The 21,355-nt window shown below is 61.1% G+C and carries 23 protein-coding genes and 1 tRNA gene; 15 read left to right on the top strand and 9 right to left on the bottom strand.

The genetic code is table 11. From position 1 onward, the window contains the following. The first annotated feature begins 26 nt into the window (after positions 1–26). From prfA to KW832_RS03160, 5 genes are all read left to right on the top strand, one after another. The gene (prfA, locus tag KW832_RS03180) at positions 27–1,115 is read left to right on the top strand and encodes a peptide chain release factor 1 (RefSeq protein ID WP_121507422.1); all 1,089 of its coding nucleotides are present in this window, start codon (positions 27–29) and stop codon (positions 1,113–1,115) included. 73 nt (positions 1,116–1,188) lie between these two features. Continuing rightward, complete coding sequence (prmC, locus tag KW832_RS03175; RefSeq protein ID WP_218298700.1) at positions 1,189–2,031, top strand: peptide chain release factor N(5)-glutamine methyltransferase; 843 nt, start codon at positions 1,189–1,191, stop codon at positions 2,029–2,031. Between the two features lie 60 nt (positions 2,032–2,091). Further along, positions 2,092–2,415 carry a Grx4 family monothiol glutaredoxin gene (gene grxD / locus KW832_RS03170; protein WP_055399159.1) on the top strand — a complete coding sequence of 108 codons (324 nt, stop codon included), beginning with the start codon at positions 2,092–2,094 and terminating at the stop codon, positions 2,413–2,415. A gap of 155 nt (positions 2,416–2,570) precedes the next feature. Next, entirely contained in the window at positions 2,571–3,578 is a 1,008-nt protein-coding gene (locus tag KW832_RS03165) for an AAA family ATPase (RefSeq protein WP_055399161.1), read from the top strand. A 171-nt stretch (positions 3,579–3,749) separates the two neighbouring features. Beyond that, on the top strand, positions 3,750–5,108 hold the full coding sequence (locus KW832_RS03160; protein ID WP_218298701.1) for a hemolysin family protein: 1,359 nt from the start codon (positions 3,750–3,752) through the stop codon (positions 5,106–5,108). A gap of 135 nt (positions 5,109–5,243) precedes the next feature. Here KW832_RS03160 and KW832_RS03155 read toward each other — a convergent pair whose 3' ends face one another. Together KW832_RS03155 and KW832_RS03150 are read right to left on the bottom strand one after the other, a co-directional pair. Further along, positions 5,244–5,945 (bottom strand): lytic transglycosylase domain-containing protein, encoded by a 702-nt coding sequence (locus KW832_RS03155; RefSeq protein WP_218298702.1) that lies wholly within the window; start codon positions 5,943–5,945, stop codon positions 5,244–5,246. Further along, entirely contained in the window at positions 5,942–7,684 is a 1,743-nt protein-coding gene (locus KW832_RS03150; RefSeq protein ID WP_218298703.1) for a proline--tRNA ligase, read from the bottom strand. The genes KW832_RS03155 and KW832_RS03150 overlap by 4 nt, the downstream gene beginning before the upstream one ends. 92 nt (positions 7,685–7,776) lie before the next feature. On the opposite strand from KW832_RS03150, the gene KW832_RS03145 reads away from it, so the two are divergent. Next, the gene (locus KW832_RS03145; RefSeq protein WP_055399169.1) at positions 7,777–8,445 is read left to right on the top strand and encodes an RNA pyrophosphohydrolase; all 669 of its coding nucleotides are present in this window, start codon (positions 7,777–7,779) and stop codon (positions 8,443–8,445) included. Between the two features lie 113 nt (positions 8,446–8,558). Here KW832_RS03145 and proB read toward each other — a convergent pair whose 3' ends face one another. Next, positions 8,559–9,698, bottom strand: a complete 1,140-nt coding sequence (gene proB / locus KW832_RS03140; RefSeq protein ID WP_218298704.1) for a glutamate 5-kinase — start codon at positions 9,696–9,698, stop codon at positions 8,559–8,561. A 92-nt stretch (positions 9,699–9,790) separates the two neighbouring features. Beyond that, positions 9,791–10,801 (bottom strand): Obg family GTPase CgtA, encoded by a 1,011-nt coding sequence (gene cgtA / locus KW832_RS03135; RefSeq protein ID WP_233559599.1) that lies wholly within the window; start codon positions 10,799–10,801, stop codon positions 9,791–9,793. On the opposite strand from cgtA, the gene KW832_RS25840 reads away from it, so the two are divergent. Then, positions 10,730–11,029 carry a hypothetical protein gene (locus tag KW832_RS25840; protein WP_233559615.1) on the top strand — a complete coding sequence of 100 codons (300 nt, stop codon included), beginning with the start codon at positions 10,730–10,732 and terminating at the stop codon, positions 11,027–11,029. The genes cgtA and KW832_RS25840 overlap by 72 nt on opposite strands. Before the next feature lie 3 nt (positions 11,030–11,032). On the opposite strand, the gene rpmA is transcribed toward KW832_RS25840, so the two are convergent. Further along, positions 11,033–11,290: a 50S ribosomal protein L27 gene (gene rpmA, locus KW832_RS03130; protein ID WP_008905145.1), complete on the bottom strand. Its 258-nt coding sequence runs from the start codon at positions 11,288–11,290 to the stop codon at positions 11,033–11,035. 15 nt (positions 11,291–11,305) lie between these two features. After that, complete coding sequence (gene rplU, locus KW832_RS03125) at positions 11,306–11,617, bottom strand: 50S ribosomal protein L21 (RefSeq protein WP_005794184.1); 312 nt, start codon at positions 11,615–11,617, stop codon at positions 11,306–11,308. Between the two features lie 226 nt (positions 11,618–11,843). Here rplU and KW832_RS03120 point away from each other — a divergent pair, with 226 nt between their 5' ends. From KW832_RS03120 to KW832_RS03085, 8 genes are all read left to right on the top strand, one after another. Further along, a complete protein-coding gene (locus KW832_RS03120; protein WP_055399175.1) occupies positions 11,844–12,773 on the top strand; it encodes a polyprenyl synthetase family protein in 930 nt (309 codons plus the stop codon). 40 nt (positions 12,774–12,813) lie between these two features. Beyond that, positions 12,814–12,890, top strand: a tRNA-Pro gene (locus tag KW832_RS03115). 133 nt (positions 12,891–13,023) lie between these two features. After that, positions 13,024–14,763 (top strand): type IV-A pilus assembly ATPase PilB, encoded by a 1,740-nt coding sequence (gene pilB, locus KW832_RS03110; protein ID WP_218298705.1) that lies wholly within the window; start codon positions 13,024–13,026, stop codon positions 14,761–14,763. A 17-nt stretch (positions 14,764–14,780) separates the two neighbouring features. Further along, positions 14,781–15,998 (top strand): type II secretion system F family protein, encoded by a 1,218-nt coding sequence (locus KW832_RS03105; protein ID WP_121507430.1) that lies wholly within the window; start codon positions 14,781–14,783, stop codon positions 15,996–15,998. Then, positions 15,998–16,876, top strand: coding sequence for an A24 family peptidase (locus KW832_RS03100; protein WP_218298706.1), 879 nt, complete (start codon positions 15,998–16,000; stop codon positions 16,874–16,876). Before KW832_RS03105 ends, KW832_RS03100 begins: the two co-directional genes overlap by 1 nt. 3 nt (positions 16,877–16,879) lie before the next feature. Further along, a complete protein-coding gene (coaE, locus tag KW832_RS03095; protein WP_218298707.1) occupies positions 16,880–17,500 on the top strand; it encodes a dephospho-CoA kinase in 621 nt (206 codons plus the stop codon). Positions 17,501–17,585: 85 nt separating this feature from the next. Then, on the top strand, positions 17,586–18,341 hold the full coding sequence (gene zapD, locus KW832_RS03090; RefSeq protein WP_055399185.1) for a cell division protein ZapD: 756 nt from the start codon (positions 17,586–17,588) through the stop codon (positions 18,339–18,341). Between the two features lie 51 nt (positions 18,342–18,392). Continuing rightward, complete coding sequence (locus KW832_RS03085; protein ID WP_218298708.1) at positions 18,393–18,611, top strand: DNA gyrase inhibitor YacG; 219 nt, start codon at positions 18,393–18,395, stop codon at positions 18,609–18,611. 95 nt (positions 18,612–18,706) lie between these two features. Here the strand turns inward: KW832_RS03085 and KW832_RS03080 are convergent, their stop codons facing one another. From KW832_RS03080 to argJ, 3 genes are read right to left on the bottom strand one after another with little or no spacing between them, the layout of a single operon-like run. After that, positions 18,707–19,177 (bottom strand): NUDIX domain-containing protein, encoded by a 471-nt coding sequence (locus KW832_RS03080; protein WP_218298709.1) that lies wholly within the window; start codon positions 19,175–19,177, stop codon positions 18,707–18,709. Next, positions 19,170–20,042 carry an ATP-binding protein gene (locus KW832_RS03075; RefSeq protein WP_218298710.1) on the bottom strand — a complete coding sequence of 291 codons (873 nt, stop codon included), beginning with the start codon at positions 20,040–20,042 and terminating at the stop codon, positions 19,170–19,172. The genes KW832_RS03080 and KW832_RS03075 overlap by 8 nt, the downstream gene beginning before the upstream one ends. A gap of 56 nt (positions 20,043–20,098) precedes the next feature. Continuing rightward, complete coding sequence (argJ, locus tag KW832_RS03070) at positions 20,099–21,328, bottom strand: bifunctional glutamate N-acetyltransferase/amino-acid acetyltransferase ArgJ (protein ID WP_218298711.1); 1,230 nt, start codon at positions 21,326–21,328, stop codon at positions 20,099–20,101. Positions 21,329–21,355: the final 27 nt, after the last annotated feature.

The following is a 21,355-nucleotide window of genomic DNA, read 5'->3' as shown; positions in this document are numbered from 1 at the left end:
GTAGCAAACCATTTTTCCAGAATTCCATGAAACCCTTTCTCCGCAGCCAACTGGAGCGCTACGCACAGCGCCTGGGCGAACTCGACTTCCTGCTCTCGCGCGAAGACATCATGAGCGACATGGCGCAGTACCGCCGCATCTCCGTCGAGCATGCCGAAGTCACGCAGGTCGCCGGCCGCTACGCCCGCTACCAGCAGCGTGAGGCCGATCTGGCCGGCGCGCGCGAGATGCTGGCCGACCCCGACATGGCCGAGATGGCGCAGGAAGAAATCACCAGCGCCGAGGCCGAGCTGCTGCAGCTGGAAGACGAACTGCAGCGCCTGTTGCTGCCCAAGGACCCCGACGACGCCCGCAACGCGTTTGTGGAAATCCGCGCGGGCACGGGCGGCGACGAATCCGCCCTGTTTGCGGGCGACCTCACGCGCATGTACACCCGCTACGCCGCCAACGTAGGGTGGAAGGTGGAGGTGGTGAGCGAGAACGCGGCCGAGTTGGGTGGCTACAAGGAAATCGTGCTGCGCATAGAGGGTGACCATGTTTACGGGGCTCTCAAATTCGAATCCGGCGGCCACCGCGTGCAGCGCGTGCCCGCCACCGAAACCCAGGGCCGCATCCACACCAGCGCCTGCACCGTGGCCGTGATGCCCGAGCCCGACGAGCACGAGGCCATCAAGCTCAACCCGGCAGACCTGCGCATCGACACCTTCCGCGCCAGCGGCGCTGGCGGCCAGCACATCAACAAGACCGATTCGGCCGTGCGCGTGGTGCACTTGCCCACCGGCATCGTGGCCGAATGCCAAGACGGCCGCAGCCAGCACAGCAACAAGGCCAAGGCGCTGCAAGTGCTGCAGGCACGTATCCAGGAAAAGGAGCGCAGCGAGCGCGCCGCCAAGGAGGCCGCGCTGCGCAAGGGCCTGATCGGCAGCGGCGACCGCAGCGACCGCATCCGCACCTACAACTTCCCGCAAGGGCGCCTCACCGACCACCGCATCAACCTCACGCTGTACAAGCTGCTGCAGGTGATGGAAGGCGACCTGGGCGATGTGCTGCAGGCCCTGGCCCACGCCCGCGAGGCCGAACAGCTCGAAGAGCTGGAGATGGGTACCGCAAGCTGAACCATATTCAGAATTTGAACAATATTGGCCTCTAGCGCTTATCTGTCATGCGCTAGCCGCTATTAAATCAATAGTGACCAACACATCCCCCACCCTCGCCCAGGCACTGAACCAGGCCCACACCCTGGGACTGGCGCGCATCGACGCGCAACTGCTGCTGCTGCACACCCTGGCGCGCCACGACGCAGGCCGCGCCTGGCTGCTGGCGCACGACACGGATGCGATGGAAGAGGCAGCACATGCCCAATTCATCGCCCTGTGCCAGCGCCGCTTGGCGGGCGAGCCGGTGGCCTACCTCACCGGACGCAAGGAGTTCTACGGCCTACCGCTGCAGGTGGACGCCCGCGTGCTGGACCCACGCCCCGACACCGAAACCCTGGTGGACTGGGCACTGGAAGTGATCGCCCCGCTGACATCGCCGCGCGTGGTGGACCTGGGCACCGGCAGCGGCGCGATTGCACTGGCGCTGCAAAGCCAGCGCGCTGACGCCAGGGTACTGGGGGTGGACGCGAGTGCCGATGCATTGGCCGTGGCCCAGGCCAATGCACAGCGGCTGGGTTTGCCGGCGCGGTTTCAGCGTAGTGATTGGCTGCAAGGCGTGGATGGTTTTTTTGACGCGATCATCTCCAACCCCCCCTACATCGCCAGTACCGACCCCCACCTGGCCGCGCTGACGCACGAACCCCTGCAGGCCCTGGCCAGCGGCGCAGACGGCCTCGAAGACATCCGCACCATCGTCGCCCAGGCGCCCGCGCACCTGCAGCCGGGCGGCTGGCTGCTGCTAGAGCATGGCTACGACCAGGCCGAAGCCGTGCAGGCCCTGCTCGCCACCCAGGGTTTTGTGCGGGTACAAAGCCGCAATGACCTTGCCGACATCGCACGCTGCACAGGCGGGCAATGGCCGACAGTGAAATAATCCCTCCATCGCGGGCCCTCAGCATCCATTCGCCCGCAGCCTCTTTCAAGGAGTTTTCCCATGAGCGACACCCAACAACGCATCGACACCCTCGTCAAATCCAGCGACATCCTGCTGTTCATGAAGGGCAACGCCAGCTTCCCCATGTGTGGCTTCTCGGGCCGTGCCATCCAGATCCTCAAGGCCTGCGGCGTGGACCCCAAGAGCGTGGTCACCGTCAACGTGCTCGAAGACGACGAAATCCGCCAGGGCATCAAGGAATACAGCAACTGGCCCACGATCCCGCAGCTGTACGTGAAGGGCGAGTTCATCGGCGGCTCGGACATCATGATGGAGATGTACGAGTCGGGCGAACTCAAGCAGGTGCTGGGCACCGAAGGCTGATCGACGCGGCCACTACCCCGTGCAAACCAGGCCGCCTGCGGGCGGCCTTTTTGTTTGCCCGCAACAGTGGCACCAATCAGGGGCTTTTCCGGTACTGAAGCGGGCATGTTGTGTGCTTGAATGGTTGCGTGACGTAACCATCACAGGAGCATGCAATGACCAGCCATAGCCTTGTTCCCCAGCCACCCGCCCTGCGCTTGCCGGTGGCCCAGATGCGCAATGTGTTCCACCCCGGTGACGTCGAGCGCAAGCTCGCACGGTTGCAGGAGTCGGGCAACCAGCGCGAATACGAAACCCTGCGCACCGTGTACGAACGCATGCTGGAACGTGGTCCGGAGCGCTTTCAGGTCAAGCCCTCGGGCATCCCCGACATGGCCAGCCTGTATGAGCAGTTGCCCAACTTCACCGAGGTGCTGGACGACGTCAAGCGCCACGTGGCGCTGGCGCAGGACAGCAGCGATGGCCTGGAGGTCACGCCCATGCTGCTGCTGGGCCCGCCCGGCATCGGCAAGACCCACTTTGCGCGCCACCTGGCCGAGCTGCTGGGCACGGGCATGAACCTCTTGCCCATGAGCTCCATGACCGCAGGCTGGCTGCTGTCGGGCTCTTCCGCACAGTGGAAAGGCGCACGCCCGGGCAAGGTGTTCGAGGCGCTGGTGGAAGGTGAATACGCCAACCCCGTGATCGTGGTGGACGAGATCGACAAGGCCAGCAGCGATGCACAGTACGACCCGCTGGGCGCGCTGTACAGCTTGCTGGAGTACGACACCGCCCAGAGCTTTACCGATGAGTTTGCGGAGGTGGCCATCGACGCCAGCCAGGTGATCTGGATCACCACCGCCAACGACACGCGCGGCATCCCCGACCCCATCCTGAACCGCATGAACGTGTTCGAGGTGGAGGCGCCCACGCTGGAGCAGGCGCGCACCATTGCCCGCAACCTGTACCAGGGCATCCGCGCAGGGCACGACTGGGGCCGCCTGCTGGATCCGGAGCCGACGGACGACGTGCTGGACCACCTGGCACAGATGCCCCCCCGTGAGATGCGGCGCGCGCTGATGACGGGCTTTGGCAATGCGCGGCTGGACCGCCGGTCCACCGTGGAGATTGCTGATCTGCCCAAGGCGGCGTCAGGGCGCAGCCGCATCGGTTTCGTGCAATAACAAGGCCCCCGCCGCCAGTCCTGCGCTCGCCTGCAGGACTGGCCTTCGGGGCCCCACCCCCGAAGGCCCACCAGGCCCCCCGGTGTGTGCACACCTGGGGTAGGTGCCTGCGGAACGCCCAGATACACTCAGTCATCCGGTGTGCCGCAGCGCCACGCTCCGTCGCCATTCATGACCTTCTCCCAAAGCCTCTTTGTCATCGGACTGCTGATTGCAGCCAGCGCCTTCTTCTCCATGGCCGAGATCTCGCTCGCCGCAGCGCGCCGCCTGCGCCTGCGGCAGATGGCCGACGAAGGGGATGCCAGGGCGGACCAGGTGCTGCGCATGCAGGAGCAGCCGGGCGACTACTTCACCGTGGTGCAGGTGGGGCAGAACGCCGTGGCCATCCTGGGCGGTATCGTGGGCGAAGGTGCGCTGAGCCCCCACTTCACCACGCTGTTCGGCCTGTGGCTGTCGGAATCAGCCGCGCAGAAGGCGGGCTTTCTCGCCTCGTTCCTGGTCATCACCTCCCTTTTCATCCTGTTTGCCGACCTGTTCCCAAAACGCCTGGGCATGGCCGATCCCGAGCGGCTGGTGGTGCGGCTGGCGCAGCCCATGGCCTGGTGCATGGCGCTGCTGCGCCCTGTGGTGTGGTTCTACAGCCGGGGGGCGGATGCGCTGTTCCGGGTGCTGGGCATGTCGTCGCTGCGGGACGACCGCATCACCTCGGACGACATCCTGGCGATGATGGAAGCGGGTGCGCGTGCCGGCGTGCTGGCCGCCCGCGAGCAGCAGGTCATCACGAATGTGTTCGAGCTGGACACGCGCATGGTGTCCAGCGCCATGTCCCCCCGCGACCGTGTGGCCTTCTTCTTGCGCGACGAGCCGGACTCCGTGATCCGCCTGCGCATTGCTGCCGAGCCTTTCTCCACCTACCCCGTGTGCGAGGGCGACATCGACCATGTGGTGGGCTATGTGGATGCCAAGGACCTGTTCCAGCGCGTGCTGAACAACCAGCCCATTTCGCTGGCCGATGACAGTCTGGTGCGCAAGGTGCTGATCGTCCCAGACCGGCTCACGCTGTCGGAGGTGCTGGAGCAGTTCCGCCAGGTGCACGAGGACTTTGCCGTCATCGTGAACGAATACAGCCTGGTGGTGGGCGTGGTCACGCTGAACGACGTGATGAGCACCGTGATGGGCGACCTGGTCGGCCCGGCGGATGAAGAGCAGATTGTGCGGCGCGATGAAAACTCGTGGCTCATAGACGGCGTCACACCGGTCGAGGACGTGCTGCGCGCACTGTCGCTGGACGAGCTGCCCCACGCGGGCGACTACGAAACCCTGGCCGGGTTCCTGATGGTGATGCTGCGGCGCGTTCCGCGCCGGACGGACAGCGTGAGCTGGGGGGGCTACAAGTTCGAGGTGCTGGACGTGGACAGCTACCGCATCGACCAGGTCATGGTGTCTCGCCTCGGTACCGCCCAGTCAGCAGGTTCCGGCCACACCATCCCGGCCTCCCCAGCAGACAGCGCTGCGCCGACTTCGACCTAGGCCTGTGGGCGAAAGGGCTCCATCGGCTTTTCGGGAGCTGACTCCTGTTGCCGCATGCAGAATTTGAGAAATTCAGCAAAATTGGCATTTAACGCTTGATAGATAAGCGCAAGCAGCTATATAAACAATAGCAAACTAGGCAGCGGGCAGCTGTGAACCTTCGGCAAACAACCAGTTGCGCTGTGCGCGAAACACTGCGTCTGGATACGGTGAGCGCCCGCGGCTGCCGTTATAGCGCCCCAGCGCCATGAACAGGTCGCCCCGCTCCCGGTCGATGTAGTGCCGCAAGATCACACAACCAAAGCGCAGATTGGTCTGCATGTGAAACAGCTTGCCGGGGTCACCATCCCCAATCACCCGTGTCCAGAAGGGCATGACCTGCATGTAACCACGTGCGCCCACGCTGGACACCGCGTATTTGCGGAACGCACTCTCCACCTGGATCAGGCCCAGCACCAGGGACACATCCAGCCCGGCACGCTTGGATTCGTACCAGGCGGTCTGCAGGAAGTCGCGGCGGACCTCCCATTCGGGCTTGCGGCGGCGCAGGCGGTCGCTCATTGCGGCGAGCCAGCGCACGTAGTGAATGCGGGCTTCGGTGGTGAAAAAATGGGGCTCTGGCGGTGCCTGGTTGGCAATGGCCGAACTGAGGGCGGTGCGCACAGAGTCCATCAGGGGCTCTTCCAGCTGCCCGCCCGCATGGGCCAGCGAGGGCGCCGCCAGCCAAGCCGCAGGTGCAGACAGAGCCGACAGCGCCGTCAGGCACACGCGCCGGGATACACAGCCCCCATCATCGGGAGCTCTGCCCGCCGCAGAAACCAGCCGCGCCGCGTTCATACCGCCATGCGGCCCTTCACGTGGGCCAGGATGTCTGCCACCGCCACCTTGGTGGCCGCAGGGTCACGGCGGTGCTGGTACTCGACCACGCCGTCTTTGAGGCTCTTGTCGCCAATGGTCACGCGGTGGGGCACACCGATCAGTTCCCAGTCGGCAAACATGGCACCGGGGCGCTCACCCCGGTCGTCCAGGATCACGTCGACGCCGGCAGCCAGCAGGTCGGCATAGAGCTGCTCGGCCGTGGCCTTGACGGCTTCGCTGCGGTCCATGCCCACGGGGCAGACCACCACGGTGAAGGGGGCAATCGCGTCCGGCCAGATGATGCCGCGCTCGTCGTGGTTTTGCTCGATGGCCGCAGCGGGCAAGCGCGTGACGCCAATGCCGTAGCAGCCCATTTCAAAAAATGCGGGCCTGCCGTCGTCACCAAGGAAGGTGGCGTTCATGTCCTTGCTGTATTTGGTGCCCAGGTAGAACACATGACCCACTTCAATACCGCGCTCAATCGCCAGCTCGCCCTTGCCGTCGGGCGAACGGTCGCCCGCCACCACATTGCGCAGGTCGGCCACGGCGTCGGGCTCGGGCAGGTCGCGGCCCCAGTTCACGCCGGTGATGTGGAAGTCCACCTCATTGGCGCCGCAGATCCAGTCAGCCATCAGGGCGACTTCGCGGTCGGCCACGATCTTCAAAGGCTTCTTCAGGCCGATGGGGCCCAGGTAACCGGGCTTGCAGCCGAAATGGTCTTCGATTTCGCCCACCGTGGCAAAACGGAAACCCGCCAGCCCCGGCACCTTGCCCACCTTGATCTCGTTCATGTCGTGGTCGCCGCGCAGCAGCAGCAGCCAGACCTGGGTCTTGACAATTTCGCCGGCTTCGCTGGTTTCGTCTGTGGCCAGCACGAGCGACTTGACCGTAGTGTTCAGAGGCACTCCCAGCAGTTCTGCCACATCGGCGCAAGTGCTCTTGCCAGGCGTGGCCGTTTTGGTTAACGCCTGAGTGGCTGCGCCGCGTGGGCCGGCAGGGGCCAGCGCTTCGGCTTTTTCCATGTTGGCGGCGTAGTCGCTCTGTGGGCAGTAGACGATGGCGTCTTCGCCCGTGGCAGCGATCACCTGGAACTCTTCGGAGAGGTCGCCACCGATGGCACCACTGTCGGCCGCCACGGCGCGGTAGGTCAGGCCAAAGCGGTCAAAAATGCGGCGGTAAGCCTGCGCCATGACCTGGTAGCTGGCCTTGGCCGAGGCTTGGTCGCGGTCGAAGCTGTAAGCATCCTTCATGATGAACTCGCGTCCGCGCATCAGGCCGAAGCGCGGACGGCGCTCGTCGCGGAACTTGGTCTGGATCTGATAGAAGTTCTTCGGCAGCTGCTTGTAGCTCTTGAGCTCTTGGCGCGCGATGTCAGTGATCACTTCTTCGCTGGTGGGCTGCACCACGAAGTCGCGCCCGTGGCGGTCCTGGATGCGAAGCAACTCGGGGCCCATCTTTTCAAAGCGACCCGTTTCCTGCCAGAGCTCAGCGGGCTGCACCACAGGCATGGTCAGTTCCACGGCGCCTGCACGGTTCATTTCCTCGCGCACGATGGCCTCTACCTTGCGGATCACCCGCAGCCCCATGGGCATGTAGTTATAGATGCCAGCGCCCAGCTTCTTGATCAGCCCCGCCCGCGTCATGAGTTTGTGGCTGACCACTTCGGCATCCGCCGGAGCTTCCTTGAGGGTGGAAATAAAGAATTGGGAGGCTTTCATCGGAATCGATTGCAGGCAGAACGGGGCCGTCCACTTGCTGCGCGCTAGGCGCCGTGCATAATGGACACAGTTTAAAAATTTGGGGTTTGATTATGCTTGACCGGGACGGCTTTCGGCCGAACGTCGGCATCATCCTGCTCAACCAGAAAAACCAGGTGTTCTGGGGCAAGCGTATACGCACCCACAGCTGGCAGTTTCCGCAGGGTGGCATTGACCGGGGAGAAACTCCCGAGCAAGCCATGTTCCGTGAGCTGCATGAAGAAGTGGGCTTATTGCCCAACCACGTACGCGTGGTGGCCCGCACCCGGGACTGGTTGCGCTATGAGGTGCCTGACCGGTACATCCGCCGCGATGCACGCGGACACTACAAGGGCCAGAAACAAATCTGGTATCTGCTTCAACTGGTAGGACACGACTGGGACCTGAACCTGCGTGCCACCAACCATCCGGAATTCGACGCCTGGCGCTGGAATGACTACTGGGTTCCGCTGGATGTCGTGGTCGAATTCAAGCGTGGCGTCTATGAAATGGCGCTGACGGAACTGGCCCGCTTCCTGCCTCGCCACGAGCAGCGCAACCGCTACCTGCGCAGTGGCATGCGCACGCGCGAGGGCGAACACGCGGGCACCATGTTTCGGACGGGGTCCATGCTGATCAATCCGGGTATGGAGCTTCCACCGGGGGCCAGTTTCGATCCAGATCCGCAGAACAGTGTGCCCGGAGAGCTAGACGGACTGCCTGCGGTCACCACGCCGCGTTAATTCATTGGCGAGGTGATCGCCAGTCCCATGAAAAACGCCTGCAAATCGCAGGCGTTTTTGTTGGTGGACTGATGGTGTCTTTGAGAAGCTACGTTGGCTGCTGGCTTTCGCCGTCAGCTGGCGGCCAGCACCATGTTGTCTCGATGCACCATCTCTGACTCGGCAACGTAACCCAGCAGCTTTTCGAATTCGGTCGAAGGCTTGCGGCACAACATTCTGGCTTCGGCCGCAGCATAGTTGGCCAGGCCACGGGCAATTTCGGTGCCGGATGCGTCGCGCACGGCAATCACGTCGCCGCGCGAAAAGTCACCCTCCACAGCCGTCATACCGATAGGCAGCAGACTCTTGCCTTCATCACGCACCTTGGCCGCAGCCCCCGCGTCCACCACCACCGAGCCGCGCAATTGAAGGTGGTCGGCCATCCACTGTTTGCGGGCTTGCTTTTTTTGCGTCTGGGCCACCAGCAGCGTACCCAGCGACTCCCCTTGAACGAGGCGAACCAGCACATCGGATTCGCGCCCCCAGGCAATGACCGTGGAGGCGCCAGAACCAGCAGCACGCTTGGCCGCGAGGATCTTGGTGATCATGCCGCCCTTGCCAATGCTGGAACCCGCACCACCGGCCATGGCCTCCAGCGCTGGGTCGCCGGCCTTGGCTTCGTGCACAAACTGCGCGGACGCATCGCGGCGCGGGTCGGCCGTGTACAGGCCCTTCTGGTCGGTGAGGATGATCAGCGCGTCGGCCTCGACCAGGTTCGCCACTAGGGCGCCCAGGGTGTCGTTGTCGCCGAACTTGATTTCGTCGTTGACGACGGTGTCGTTCTCATTGATCACCGGCACCACGCCCAGGCGCAAGAGCGTCAGCAGGGTCGAGCGCGCATTCAGGTAGCGCTCGCGGTCGGCAAGGTCAGCATGGGTGAGCAACACCTGTGCGCTGCCCATGCCTTGCTCGCGCAGCTTGGTTTCGTACATCTGCGCCAGCCCCATCTGCCCAACGGCAGCGGCGGCCTGCAGCTCGTGAACTTCGTTCGGCCGCGTGGTCCAGCCCAGGCGCTTCATGCCTTCGGCAATGGCGCCACTGGACACCATCACAACCTCGCGCGGCAGCCCGCCATCGCCACGCACCAGAGCCGCCAGCTGACGACTCCACTCGCCAATGGCGGTTTCGTCGAGGCCACGGCCCTCGTTGGTCACAAGACTGGAGCCCACCTTGACCACGATGCGGCGGGCGTCACGCAATACGCTGGAAACCATTTTTTAAGTTTTTTTGGCCGCTAGCGCTTATCCAAAAAGCGCCAATAGCTATTATTAATATAGCAAATGAGAACGCAGACCGTGACTGCAAATCAGGCTGGCGCATCCCCTGCAAAACGTGGATCAATTTCCACTGGCTCGTTCTCCACCCGCTGTTCGGACTGCACATGGCGGAAGATGGCATGGATCAGCGGCTCGCAGCCTTCACGCGTGAGGGCAGAAATCTCAAACACCGGCCCCTTCCACTTGAAGCGCTTGACGAAATCCTTCACACGGGCTTCCCGCTCTTCGGTGGGCACCATGTCCAGCTTGTTCAGCACCAGCCAGCGCGGCTTGTTGTACAACTGCTGGTCATACTTCTTGAGCTCGTTGACGATGGCTTTGGCCTGAGCCACCGGGTCCACCGCATCGTCGAAAGGCGCCAGATCCACAATGTGCAGCAGCAGGCGGGTGCGCTGCAGATGGCGCAGGAACTGGTGCCCGAGGCCCGCACCTTCCGAAGCGCCTTCGATCAGGCCGGGAATATCAGCCACCACAAAACTCTGCTCCGGCCCCACGCGAACCACACCCAAGTTGGGATGCAGCGTCGTAAAGGGGTAGTCTGCAATCTTGGGGCGGGCGTTGGACACCGCCGTGATGAAGGTGGATTTACCCGCATTGGGCATGCCCAGCAGGCCCACGTCGGCCAGCACCTTCAACTCCAGCTTCAGGTTCTTCTTCTCGCCGGGCCAGCCTGGTGTCTTCTGGCGCGGGGCCCGGTTGATAGCGCTCTTGAAGCGCATATTGCCAAAGCCGCCATCACCACCCTTTGCAATGGTGATGACCTCGCCCGGGTTCAGCAGCTCGTAGAGCACCTCGCCCGTTTCGGCGTCTGTGATGATGGTGCCGACGGGCATCTTGAGGGTGATGTCAGCACCCGCGGCGCCAAACATATCCGATCCCATGCCATGCTCGCCCCGCTTTGCCTCGTGCCTGCGCGAATAGCGAAAGTCCACCAGGGTGTTCAGGTTCGGATCAGCCACGGCAAACACATGCCCACCGCGACCACCATCCCCACCGTTGGGACCGCCGAATTCCTTGTACTTTTCGTGCCGAAAAGACACGCAGCCATTGCCACCATCACCGGCGGCAATGTCAATAAAGGCTTCATCGACGAACTTCATGGGATATCCAGTTTACAAAAGGGCGCAGCACCGGCAGCAGACTGCCTGATTCTGTCGGAACTGCGGAACGCCTTGCAGGCGCCGTCTGCCGACGACTTGAGCGCCATCGTACAGACCAAACAACAAAGCCCCGGCAAAGCGGGGCTTCGATGGCTACCGGAGGAATGAACCTCAGGCAGGAGTCACATTGACCGTGGACTTGGACAACGCACCCTTAGTACCGAACGACACGTGGCCATCCACCAGGGCGAACAAGGTGTGATCCTTGCCCACGCCGACATTGTTGCCGGGGTGGAAACGTGTGCCACGCTGGCGCACGATGATCGAGCCAGCGCTGATCAGTTCACCACCGAACGCCTTGACACCCAGCATCTTTGGCTTGGAGTCACGTCCGTTTCGCGTAGAGCCGCCGCCTTTTTTCTGTGCCATGACTAGCTCCTTCGATTAAGCAGCAATCGCACCGATTTGCAGCTCAGTGAACTGCTGGCGATGGCCTTGGCGTTTTTGATAGTGCTTGCGACGGCGCATCTTGAAGATGTGCACTTTGTCGTGCTTGCCGTGGGCCACGACAGTGGCTTTCACGGTTGCGCCGGACACCAGGGGCGTACCAACCTTCAGTTCAGCGCCGTTGCCGACAGCCAGAACCTGGTCGATCACAATTTCCTGGCCTACGTCCGCAGCAATCTGTTCTACTTTAATTTTTTCGCCGGAAGCAACGCGATACTGCTTGCCGCCGGTTTTTATGACCGCGTACATGTTGACCTCTTGATATGAGTTCTGCAGACGAATTTCCGCAGAGCCCAAGAGTATAGCGCATTGCAATACAACACACCACCCCCGCTTTCAGCGACAGCGCCGCCGCCTCGATGGTCGCAACGAAGCGCCTCCGGGGCTTCCTATAATCCGGTCTCTTTCTGTGACCACCATCTTGACTGACCACACCGCCCCCGCAGCATCCCCTCTCTTGCTCGTTGCACAAGACATGCACGAGGTCGACAAGGTCATTGGTCAGCGCCTGACGTCTAGCGTCCCTCTGGTGGCCCAGATATCGCAGTACATCATTGCCGCTGGCGGGAAACGCCTGCGACCGGCACTGCTGCTGATGGTCTGCGGCGCCCTAGGGTATCGGGGCGCACATCGGCACAGCCTCGCGGCCGTTGTGGAACTGATCCACACCGCCACACTGCTGCACGACGATGTCGTGGACGCATCCACCCTGCGCAGAGGCCGACCCACGGCGAACGAAACCTTTGGCAACCCCGCCAGCGTGCTTGTTGGGGATTTTCTGCACACCCGCTCCTTCCAGATGATGGTCGAGGCAGGCAGCATGCGGATCATGGAGATACTCTCGGAGGCCACCAACGTGATCGCCGAGGGTGAGGTGTTGCAGCTGATGAACATGCATGACGCATCGCTCGACGAAGCAGGTTACCTGCGCGTCATTCGCTCTAAAACCGCCAAACTGTTTGAAGCCAGCGCACGCCTCGGCGCAGTACTCGCCGAGAGCTCGCCTGAAATTGAGGAAGCTTGCGCAACCTACGGACAAGCGTTGGGCACCGCTTTCCAGATTATTGACGACGTCCTCGACTACGACGGGGATGCGACTGAGATGGGGAAAAACCTGGGGGACGATCTGCGCGAAGGCAAGTCCACCCTCCCCCTCATCGCTGCCATGGAGCGCGGCACCGAAATTCAGGCGCAGGTCGTGCGCCAAGCCATTGAACAAGGCTCGACCGACCAACTGGCAGACATCGTGCAAATCGTCCGCGAGACCGGCGCACTGGAAGTCACACGGGCCGCCGCCTTTAGCGAGGCCCGCCGGGCCATGGCGGCTGCAGAGCAATTACCAACCAACGCATATTCAGCAGCTTTGCTAGAATTGGCTGCACAGTTGCTTACAAGACGCAACTGATCTGCCCATTGCATCAGCTTCTGAGCGCAATCGTGGCACACGGGGTGTAGCTTAGCCTGGTAGAGCGCTACGTTCGGGACGTAGAGGCCGGAGGTTCGAATCCTCTCACCCCGACCATAAATACCAGTGCATTTTCAGCAATAGCGCCCTTTTTGTGGTGCTGTTGCCAATCTCGAATCTCTGTACAGCCTTCAGATGATCGGTGATGATAGGATGGTTTCTTTTCCACACCTAACATATTTCCGGTTACATGGCCGCTGTCGATACTGCCCCCAAAGAAGCCTCCGCAGTGGCCCTCCCCGGATTGGGCAGGGCCCTGATGTCTGCTGGCAAGCTGACCCAAAAGGCAGCAGAGGACATTTACAAAAAATCACAAACTAGCCGGACCAGCTTTATTGCCGAACTGACCGGTTCTGGCGCGGTGTCAGCTGCCGACTTGGCCCATACCGTGTCGGCTGTGTTTGGCGCACCCTTACTCGATCTGGATGCGATTGATCCGTTACGGCTTCCGAAAGAACTGCTGGACGGCAAGATATGCCAAGCATATCGGGTTGTTGTGCTCAGCAAACGGAATAATCGGCTGATTGTTGCGACTGCAGACCCTACGGACCAGGAAGCAGCTGAAAAAATAAAATTCACCACCCAGATGGGGGTGGACTGGATTATTGCGGAGTACGACAAGCTCAGCCGCCTGGTAGAAACCACCACCAAATCGGCCAGTGAGTCTTTGGAAACGCTGACGGGTGGTGGTGGTGATTTTGAATTTGACGACGCACCCATCGAAGAGGCACCAGACAACAACGACACCGGGGCTACTGATGTAGAAGATGCACCCATCGTCAAGTTCTTGCACAAAATGCTTCTGGACGCATTCAACATGCGTGCATCCGATTTGCATTTTGAACCTTATGAGCATCAATACCGCGTGAGATTTCGGATTGATGGTGAATTGCGAGAAATCGCGTCCCCACCAATAGCCATCAAGGATAAGCTTGCATCTCGCATCAAGGTGATTTCTCGCTTGGATATTTCTGAAAAGCGGGTACCGCAAGACGGACGCATGAAACTCAAGGTGGGCCCGGACAGAGTCATTGATTTCCGGGTCAGCACCCTCCCGACCTTGTTTGGGGAAAAGATTGTTATCCGTATTCTGGACCCCAGCAGCGCCAAGCTGGGTATTGATGCATTGGGCTATGAGCCCCAGGAGAAAGAGCGCCTGCTCGAAGCCATTGGGCGGCCCTATGGAATGATCTTGGTCACGGGACCCACGGGCTCCGGCAAAACCGTTTCCCTTTATACCTGCCTGAATCTTCTCAACAAGCCAGGCGTCAATATTGCCACAGCGGAAGACCCATCCGAAATCAATCTCCCAGGCGTTAACCAGGTCAATGTGAATGAAAAGGCTGGACTAACCTTTGCGGTAGCCCTCAAATCCTTTCTGCGGCAAGATCCCGACATTATCATGGTCGGCGAAATCCGTGATCTGGAAACTGCGGACATTTCCATCAAGGCAGCACAAACGGGGCATTTGGTGTTGTCAACGCTTCACACCAATGATGCCCCCACCACTTTGACGCGCATGCGCAATATGGGGATCGCCCCGTTCAATATTGCTTCCAGCGTTATTCTCATCACAGCGCAGCGCTTGGCGCGCAGGTTGTGCCCCACCTGCAAAGCGCCGGCCGATATACCGCATGAATCGCTGCTCGAAGCAGGGTACAAAGAAGAAGAAATTGATGGAAGCTGGGTCACGTACCGCCCCGTAGGCTGCTCCGCTTGTAACAACGGATATAAGGGACGGGTCGGCATCTACCAAGTCATGCCGATCTCTGAGGACATCCAACGTATCATCCTGCGCGACGGGAGTGCACTAGAAATCGCCGAACAGGCGAGAGCAGAAGGCGTGCGCTCGCTCCGCGAATCCGGCCTGCACAAGGCAAGACTGGGCTTCACTTCACTGGAAGAAGTGCTTGCCGTCACCAACGAATAACGACTAGAGGGTCCAGCATGGCAACCGCTGCATCACGGGATATCAAGGATTTTGTTTTTGAATGGGAAGGCAAAGATCGCCACGGCAAGATAGTGCGGGGCGAGGTGCGTGCGTCTGGCGAGAACCAGGTGCAAGCCACGCTCCGCCGCCAGGGCGTTTTTCCCACAAAAATCAAAAAACGCCGGATGCGCTCTGGCAAGAAGATAAAACCCAAAGACATCGCTTTGTTTACGCGTCAGCTTGCCACAATGATGAAAGCAGGCGTTCCACTTCTCCAATCGTTTGATATTGTGGGACGAGGGAATACCAACGCAAGTGTTACCAAACTACTCAACGACATCCGCTCCGATGTCGAAACAGGCACTTCCCTGAATGCTGCATTCCGCAAGCATCCCATGTATTTCGATAGCCTCTACTGCAACCTTGTGGAAGCAGGCGAAGCCGCCGGTATTTTGGAAGCCCTGCTGGACCGTTTAGCCACCTACATGGAAAAAACGGAGGCCATCAAATCAAAAATCAGATCTGCTTTGATGTATCCCATTTCCGTGATCATCGTTGCCTTTGTGGTGGTTACGATCATCATGATTTTTGTGATTCCTGCATTCAAGGAAGTTTTCTCATCGTTTGGGGCCGATTTGCCTGCCCCTACACTTTTCGTGATGGGTATTAGTGAAATCTTCGTAAAGTGGTGGTGGTTAATATTCGGTGTGATTGGTGGAGGTTTTTTCTTTTTCATGCAGGCCTGGAAAAGAAATGAGAAGATGCAGATGTTCATGGACCGCGTGCTATTGAAGATTCCAATTTTTGGGGCTTTGATCGATAAATCCTGCGTTGCACGCTGGACGCGTACTCTGTCCACGATGTTTGCGGCAGGGGTGCCACTGGTTGAAGCTCTGGACTCCGTCGGTGGTGCTTCGGGCAATTCGGTGTATTCCATGGCAACCGAAAAAATCCAGCAGGAAGTCTCTACCGGTACCAGCCTGACCGCAGCCATGGGCAACGCAAATATTTTTCCCTCCATGGTCCTTCAGATGTGCGCCATCGGGGAAGAATCAGGTTCCATTGACCACATGCTGGGCAAGGCTGCGGATTTCTATGAGGCCGAAGTGGACGAAATGGTGGCGGGCTTGTCCAGTCTGATGGAGCCCATCATCATCGTGTTCCTGGGTACGCTGATTGGCGGCATCGTCGTCTCCATGTACCTCCCAATCTTCAAACTCGGCCAAGTTGTGTAATGGAGATGCCCGTTTGGTGGAATGCAGGTTTGGGCGGGATATTGGGACTTCTGATCGGTAGTTTTCTCAATGTGGTCATTTATCGCCTTCCCAAAATCATGGAACGCCAGTGGGCTGAGGAAATCCGGGCAGCGCAGGCGCAGAGCGCGCAAGGAGATGCCGGTGCCGCACCTCCTGAACAGGAGCGGTTCAACCTCATGGTTCCCCGTTCCCGCTGCCCCTCGTGTGGGCACATGGTCCAGTGGTACGAGAACATCCCTGTTTTGAGCTACCTTTTTCTGCGCGGGCGCTGCTCCGCGTGCAAGGCGCGGATCTCGGTACGCTATCCCTTGATCGAGATGGCGACGGGGGCCCTTTTCTTCCTGTGCATCCAGCGCTGGGGGATGACGCCCACAGGGCTCGTCTGGTGCGGGTTCTCGGCAGCCTTGGTCGCCTTGGCGTTCATCGACTGGGACACGACGCTGCTCCCGGACGACATCACTTTGCCGTTGCTGTGGGCTGGCCTGCTCGCTTCCGCGCTGCAGTGGATTGACGTGCCCTTGTATGCCTCTGTGCTCGGTGCGGCAGCGGGGTATCTTTCGCTCTGGCTGGTTTACTGGGGATTCAAGCTCGCCACGGGCAAGGAAGGCATGGGCTATGGGGATTTCAAGCTGTTTGCCGCACTGGGTGCTTGGTTCGGCTGGCAGGCACTGATCCCCATCATCCTGATGTCCTCAGTCATCGGTGCCGTCATCGGTATCGGGATGAAAGTCTTCAGCAGCCTGCGTGAGGGCGGCTACATCCCTTTCGGCCCCTTCCTGGTCGGCGCTGGTTTTACCGCCATGGTGTTTGGCCCCAACGCTATCCTTAACGCTGTCTTGAACCTTCTGGGCCTATAAACGATGAATCCGCGCAGGCGCCCCTTGCGCCTTGGCTTGACCGGGGGCATTGGCAGCGGAAAGAGCACGGTGGGCAGCATGTTCGCCGCGCTGGGAGGCAGCCTGATCGATGCAGACCAGCTGGCTCGCGACGTGACAGGCCCGCACGGAGCGGCCATGGACGCAATCAGAGCCACTTTCGGGGCAGACTTCGTGGATGCGTCCGGCGCACTGGACCGTGCGCGAATGCGTGCTCTGGTCTTCAGCCACCCCGAGGCACGCGCCCAGCTCGAAGGGATCGTGCACCCTCTGGTTACCCTGCATAGCAACGCGAAGGCCCAGCAGGCTGCGGACCAAGGCCATGCCCTGATCGTATTTGACATCCCGCTGCTGGCGGAATCCGGCCGGTGGGCCCGCAGGCTCGATGCGGTCGTGGTGGTGGATTGTTCTGCAGAAACGCAGATCAAGCGGGTCATGCAGCGCAGCGGCCTGGCGCAAGAGGTGGTGCAAGGCATCATCGCCTCGCAGGCAAGCCGCCCGGCGCGGCGCGCCGTGGCAGATGCCGTGATTGCCAACGACAGGGATTGCTCGCTAGAGGACCTGCGCCTGCAGACCCGGCAAGTGGCCACGCTGTTCGGGCTATGATGCGAACGAAACCGTTTGTGCTTTCACCCCATGCCGTGCGCCACCGGCGTCAGAATACTCCCTGAGCCCCCAGGAACCCGCCAGCGTGATCCTTTACGAATATCCCTTTAACGAGCGTCTCAGAACCTATCTGCGGCTTGAGCAGTTGTTCCGCCGGTTGGGAGAACTGATTCCCCGCTCCCACGCGCTCGACCACCACTTTGCGCTGGTCACCATCTTCGAAATCATGGATGTGGCGGCACGGGCCGACCTCAAGTCGGATGTGCTCAAGGACATCGAGAAGCACAAGCACCAGCTCGATAGCTACCGTGGCAATCCCTCGATCTCCGAAGCTGCCCTTGACGCAGTCATTGCCCAGCTCGACCGTTGTTTCACAGCTCTCAACACCCAATCAGGCAAGTCCGGACACTTGCTCACCGAAAACGACTGGCTGATGAGCATCCGCAGCCGGGTGGGCATTCCCGGTGGCACCTGCGGGTTCGATTTGCCTGCGTACTACGCGTGGCAGCACCATGAACCGGGTGTGCGCCAGCAGGCCCTTGAAGAGTGGGCATCGACCTTGGCCCCGCTGGCCGAATCCATCTATGTGTTGCTCAAGCTGCTGCGCGACTCTGGCGTTCCCCAGAAGGTGGCAGCAGAGCGCGGTCAATTTCAGCAGAACCTGCCGCAGGGCCGCACATTCCAGTTGCTGCGTCTGCGCATTGACCCGGCCCTGAACCTGATTCCCGAGATCAGTGGCAACCGCCTGATCGTCTCGGTGCGACTCATGCGCCTGGAAAGTGATGGGCGCCTGCACGCAAGCAATGAAGATGCGGCCTTCGAGCTGACCCTGTGCGCGTAAGCTGCGGCGCCGGATAGGCAGCAGGCAAGGACATTGAGAACGACGACGAGCATGGCCAACTCTACGCACACCCAACCACGAGCACGCATCGTCACCTGCCCCAGTTGTGGCGGTGACAGTGTCTACAGCCCCACCAACGTGTACCGCCCATTCTGCAGCGAGCGGTGCAAGCAGATCGACCTCGGCGCCTGGGCCAGTGAGGACTTCCGCATGCCTGCAGAGGCTCCACCCGCCGACGAACCTTATGGCGATCCTCGCCTGCAGCACTGACCTCGACTGGGAATTGCCCAGGATTTCAAACAAAATTGGGCTCTAGCGCTTACCAGTGAGGCGCTAGTAGCTATCAATTCAGCAGCAAACGAAAGTCATTCCGGCGAATATTTCAGGCCACGCTCTTCAGCGAGCCACTGCAGCACCGGGTAGGCACCGGGCAGCACCGGTGACACCGTCAGTGGCATCTGCTGCCACTCCATGGTCTGCCCTTCGCGCATTTCGAACTCGCCCGACCATTCCCAGACCTTGCACCAGTGCAAGCGCACCAGGGCATGTGGGTAGTCGTGTTCCGTGACTTTCCAGACACTGGCAGCGCCGATGGTCACGCCCAGCTCTTCCACCAGCTCTCTGCGCAGCGCCTGCTCCACAGTTTCGCCCGCTTCGACCTTGCCGCCCGGAAACTCCCAATACCCGGCATAAGGCTTTCCCGGCGGGCGTGTGGAGAGCAACATCGCGCCATCGGCCCGCAAGAGGATACCGACAGCCACCTCGGTGTGCTGGCGCGCCGTAGTCGCGGCCGGTGTTGCAGGCGCAGCAGCGGATCCGGCAACAGAATCAACCATCGTGGCGCCCCGCATAGTCACGCGCAAACTGGTAGGCCACACGGCCACTGCGCGAGCCGCGCTCCAGCGCCCAGACCAGCGCCTCGGGCCGGGCCGCAGCAGTCGCGGCGCCAGAGACCCCGAAGGAGGCCAGCCACTGGGCGACGATGGTCAGGTACTCCTCCTGGCTGAAGGGGTAGAAGCTCACCCACAGGCCAAACCGCTCTGACAGCGAAATCTTCTCCTCCACCACTTCACCGGGGTGCACTTCGCCATCAGCGGTGTGGGTGTACGTGAGGTTTTCAGCCATGTATTCGGGCAACAGGTGGCGCCGGTTGCTGGTGGCGTAGATCAGCACATTGGGCGTGGCAGCGGCCACCGATCCATCCAGGATCGACTTGAGCGCCTTGTAGCCTGGCTCGCCGTCTTCAAAGCTCAGGTCATCGCAAAAGATGATGAATTTCTCCGGCCGGTCGGCCACCACATCCACGATATCCGGCAGGTCGACCAGATCCGCCTTGTCCACCTCGATCAGGCGCAGGCCCTGTCCGGCGTACGCATTCAGGCAGGCCTTGATGAGCGACGACTTGCCGGTTCCACGCGCACCGGTCAGCAGCACGTTGTTGGCGGGCTTGCCCAACACAAACTGCTCGGTATTGCGCTGAATCTTTTCCTTTTGCCCGTCGATCTCTTTGAGATCCGCCAGCTGCATCGCAGCCACATGGCGCACGGGCTCCAGGGTGCCGTGGCCACTGCTGCGCTTGCGGTAACGCCAGGCGATGGACAAAGACCAGTCCGGCGCTCCCAGGGGCTGGGGCAGCACAGACTCTATGCGGGCGATCAGCTGCTCGGCCCGCTCGATCAGATGTTCAAATTTTTGATTCATTTCGGGCCTAGCGCTTATCTATCAAGCGCCAAAAGCTATTAAATTAGGAGCATTCTTTACGAACGATAGTCCGCATTGATGGTGACGTATTCGTGGCTGAAATCGCAGGTCCACACCGTGTCGGAGGCCTCGCCCCGACCCAGCAGCACGCGCACTGTGATCTCGCTTTGCTTCATCACGCGCTGGCCGTCTTCCTCGCGGTAGGCGGGGTTGCGTCCGCCCTGAATGGCCACGTGTACGTCGTCCAGGTACAGATCGATACCGGTCTGGTCGAGGTCGTCAATGCCCGCGTAGCCCACGGCCGCGAGGATGCGGCCCAGGTTTGGGTCGCTGGCATAGAACGCGGTTTTTACCAACGGCGAATGGGCGATGGCGTACGCCACCTTGCGGCACTCTTCGCCGGTCTTGCCACCTTCTACCTGCACGGTGATGAACTTGGTAGCGCCTTCGCCGTCGCGCACAATGGCCTGGGCGAGCTTTTGCGATACCGCCAGCATGGCGGCCTTGAGGGCCTGGCCCTCGGCGCTTGCCAGAGATGTAATGGGCGCATGCGCGGCCTTGTTGGTCGCCACCACCACAAACGAATCGTTGGTGGAGGTGTCGCCATCGATGGTGACGCGGTTGAACGAGCCATCGGCCAGTTCGCGAGCCAGCTGCTGCATGACGACAGGGGCCACGCAGGCGTCCGTGGCCATGAAGCCGAGCATGGTGGCCATGTTGGGCCGGATCATGCCCGCGCCCTTGCTGATGCCAGTGATGGACACGGTGGCACCACCAATCTGCACTTGGGCAGAAAAGGCCTTGGGCAAGGTGTCCGTGGTCATGATGCCTTCTGCAGCGCGCGCCCAGTGGCCCGGCTGCGCGTCGGCAATGGCGGCGGGCAGGCTTGCCTCGATGCGGTCATTGGGCAGCGGCTCCATGATCACACCGGTGGAAAACGGCAGGATCTGCTCGGGCGCTACGCTGAGCTGGCGCGCGAGGGCAACGCAGGTGGCGCGCGCACGCGCCAGGCCATCAGCGCCCGTGCCAGCGTTGGCATTGCCGGTGTTGATCAGCATGGCGCGGATGGGCTGCCCGCTGGCAAGGTGGTCGCGGCTGATCTGCACCGGCGCGGCACAAAAACGGTTCTGCGTGAACACGCCCGCCACGCTGGCGCCCTCATCGAGCAGGAACACGGTGAGATCCTTGCGGTTGGCTTTGCGCACACCGGCTTCGGCAACGCCAATGCGCACTCCAGCAATCGGGTGCAGATCAGCGGCAACGGGGGCAACTAGATTGACGGGCATGGGGGTCCTTCTGAAAAACTGCTGCCG

This window comes from Acidovorax sp. sif0632 (assembly GCF_019218805.1).
Taxonomy (GTDB): domain Bacteria; phylum Pseudomonadota; class Gammaproteobacteria; order Burkholderiales; family Burkholderiaceae_C; genus Acidovorax; species Acidovorax facilis.
The sequence above is the reverse complement of the archived record's forward strand: the minus strand, read 5'-3'. Positions and strand labels throughout refer to the sequence as shown.

What these genes read in the sequence shown, in the direction of transcription:
- pilB (WP_218298705.1), top strand. Translation starts at nt 13,024, where the DNA reads ATGGCCGCTGTCGATACTGCCCCCAAAGAAGCCTCCGCAGTGGCCCTC.
- grxD (WP_055399159.1), top strand. Translation starts at nt 2,092, where the DNA reads ATGAGCGACACCCAACAACGCATCGACACCCTCGTCAAATCCAGCGAC.
- KW832_RS03155 (WP_218298702.1), bottom strand. Translation starts at nt 5,945, where the DNA reads ATGAACGCGGCGCGGCTGGTTTCTGCGGCGGGCAGAGCTCCCGATGAT.
- coaE (WP_218298707.1), top strand. Translation starts at nt 16,880, where the DNA reads ATGAATCCGCGCAGGCGCCCCTTGCGCCTTGGCTTGACCGGGGGCATT.
- KW832_RS03165 (WP_055399161.1), top strand. Translation starts at nt 2,571, where the DNA reads ATGACCAGCCATAGCCTTGTTCCCCAGCCACCCGCCCTGCGCTTGCCG.
- KW832_RS03120 (WP_055399175.1), top strand. Translation starts at nt 11,844, where the DNA reads ATGCACGAGGTCGACAAGGTCATTGGTCAGCGCCTGACGTCTAGCGTC.
- KW832_RS03085 (WP_218298708.1), top strand. Translation starts at nt 18,393, where the DNA reads ATGGCCAACTCTACGCACACCCAACCACGAGCACGCATCGTCACCTGC.
- KW832_RS03105 (WP_121507430.1), top strand. Translation starts at nt 14,781, where the DNA reads ATGGCAACCGCTGCATCACGGGATATCAAGGATTTTGTTTTTGAATGG.
- KW832_RS03075 (WP_218298710.1), bottom strand. Translation starts at nt 20,042, where the DNA reads ATGAATCAAAAATTTGAACATCTGATCGAGCGGGCCGAGCAGCTGATC.
- KW832_RS25840 (WP_233559615.1), top strand. Translation starts at nt 10,730, where the DNA reads ATGCCCACCGCGACCACCATCCCCACCGTTGGGACCGCCGAATTCCTT.
- rpmA (WP_008905145.1), bottom strand. Translation starts at nt 11,290, where the DNA reads ATGGCACAGAAAAAAGGCGGCGGCTCTACGCGAAACGGACGTGACTCC.
- prfA (WP_121507422.1), top strand. Translation starts at nt 27, where the DNA reads ATGAAACCCTTTCTCCGCAGCCAACTGGAGCGCTACGCACAGCGCCTG.
- KW832_RS03100 (WP_218298706.1), top strand. Translation starts at nt 15,998, where the DNA reads ATGGAGATGCCCGTTTGGTGGAATGCAGGTTTGGGCGGGATATTGGGA.
- KW832_RS03160 (WP_218298701.1), top strand. Translation starts at nt 3,750, where the DNA reads ATGACCTTCTCCCAAAGCCTCTTTGTCATCGGACTGCTGATTGCAGCC.
- rplU (WP_005794184.1), bottom strand. Translation starts at nt 11,617, where the DNA reads ATGTACGCGGTCATAAAAACCGGCGGCAAGCAGTATCGCGTTGCTTCC.
- KW832_RS03080 (WP_218298709.1), bottom strand. Translation starts at nt 19,177, where the DNA reads ATGGTTGATTCTGTTGCCGGATCCGCTGCTGCGCCTGCAACACCGGCC.
- KW832_RS03150 (WP_218298703.1), bottom strand. Translation starts at nt 7,684, where the DNA reads ATGAAAGCCTCCCAATTCTTTATTTCCACCCTCAAGGAAGCTCCGGCG.
- KW832_RS03145 (WP_055399169.1), top strand. Translation starts at nt 7,777, where the DNA reads ATGCTTGACCGGGACGGCTTTCGGCCGAACGTCGGCATCATCCTGCTC.
- proB (WP_218298704.1), bottom strand. Translation starts at nt 9,698, where the DNA reads ATGGTTTCCAGCGTATTGCGTGACGCCCGCCGCATCGTGGTCAAGGTG.
- argJ (WP_218298711.1), bottom strand. Translation starts at nt 21,328, where the DNA reads ATGCCCGTCAATCTAGTTGCCCCCGTTGCCGCTGATCTGCACCCGATT.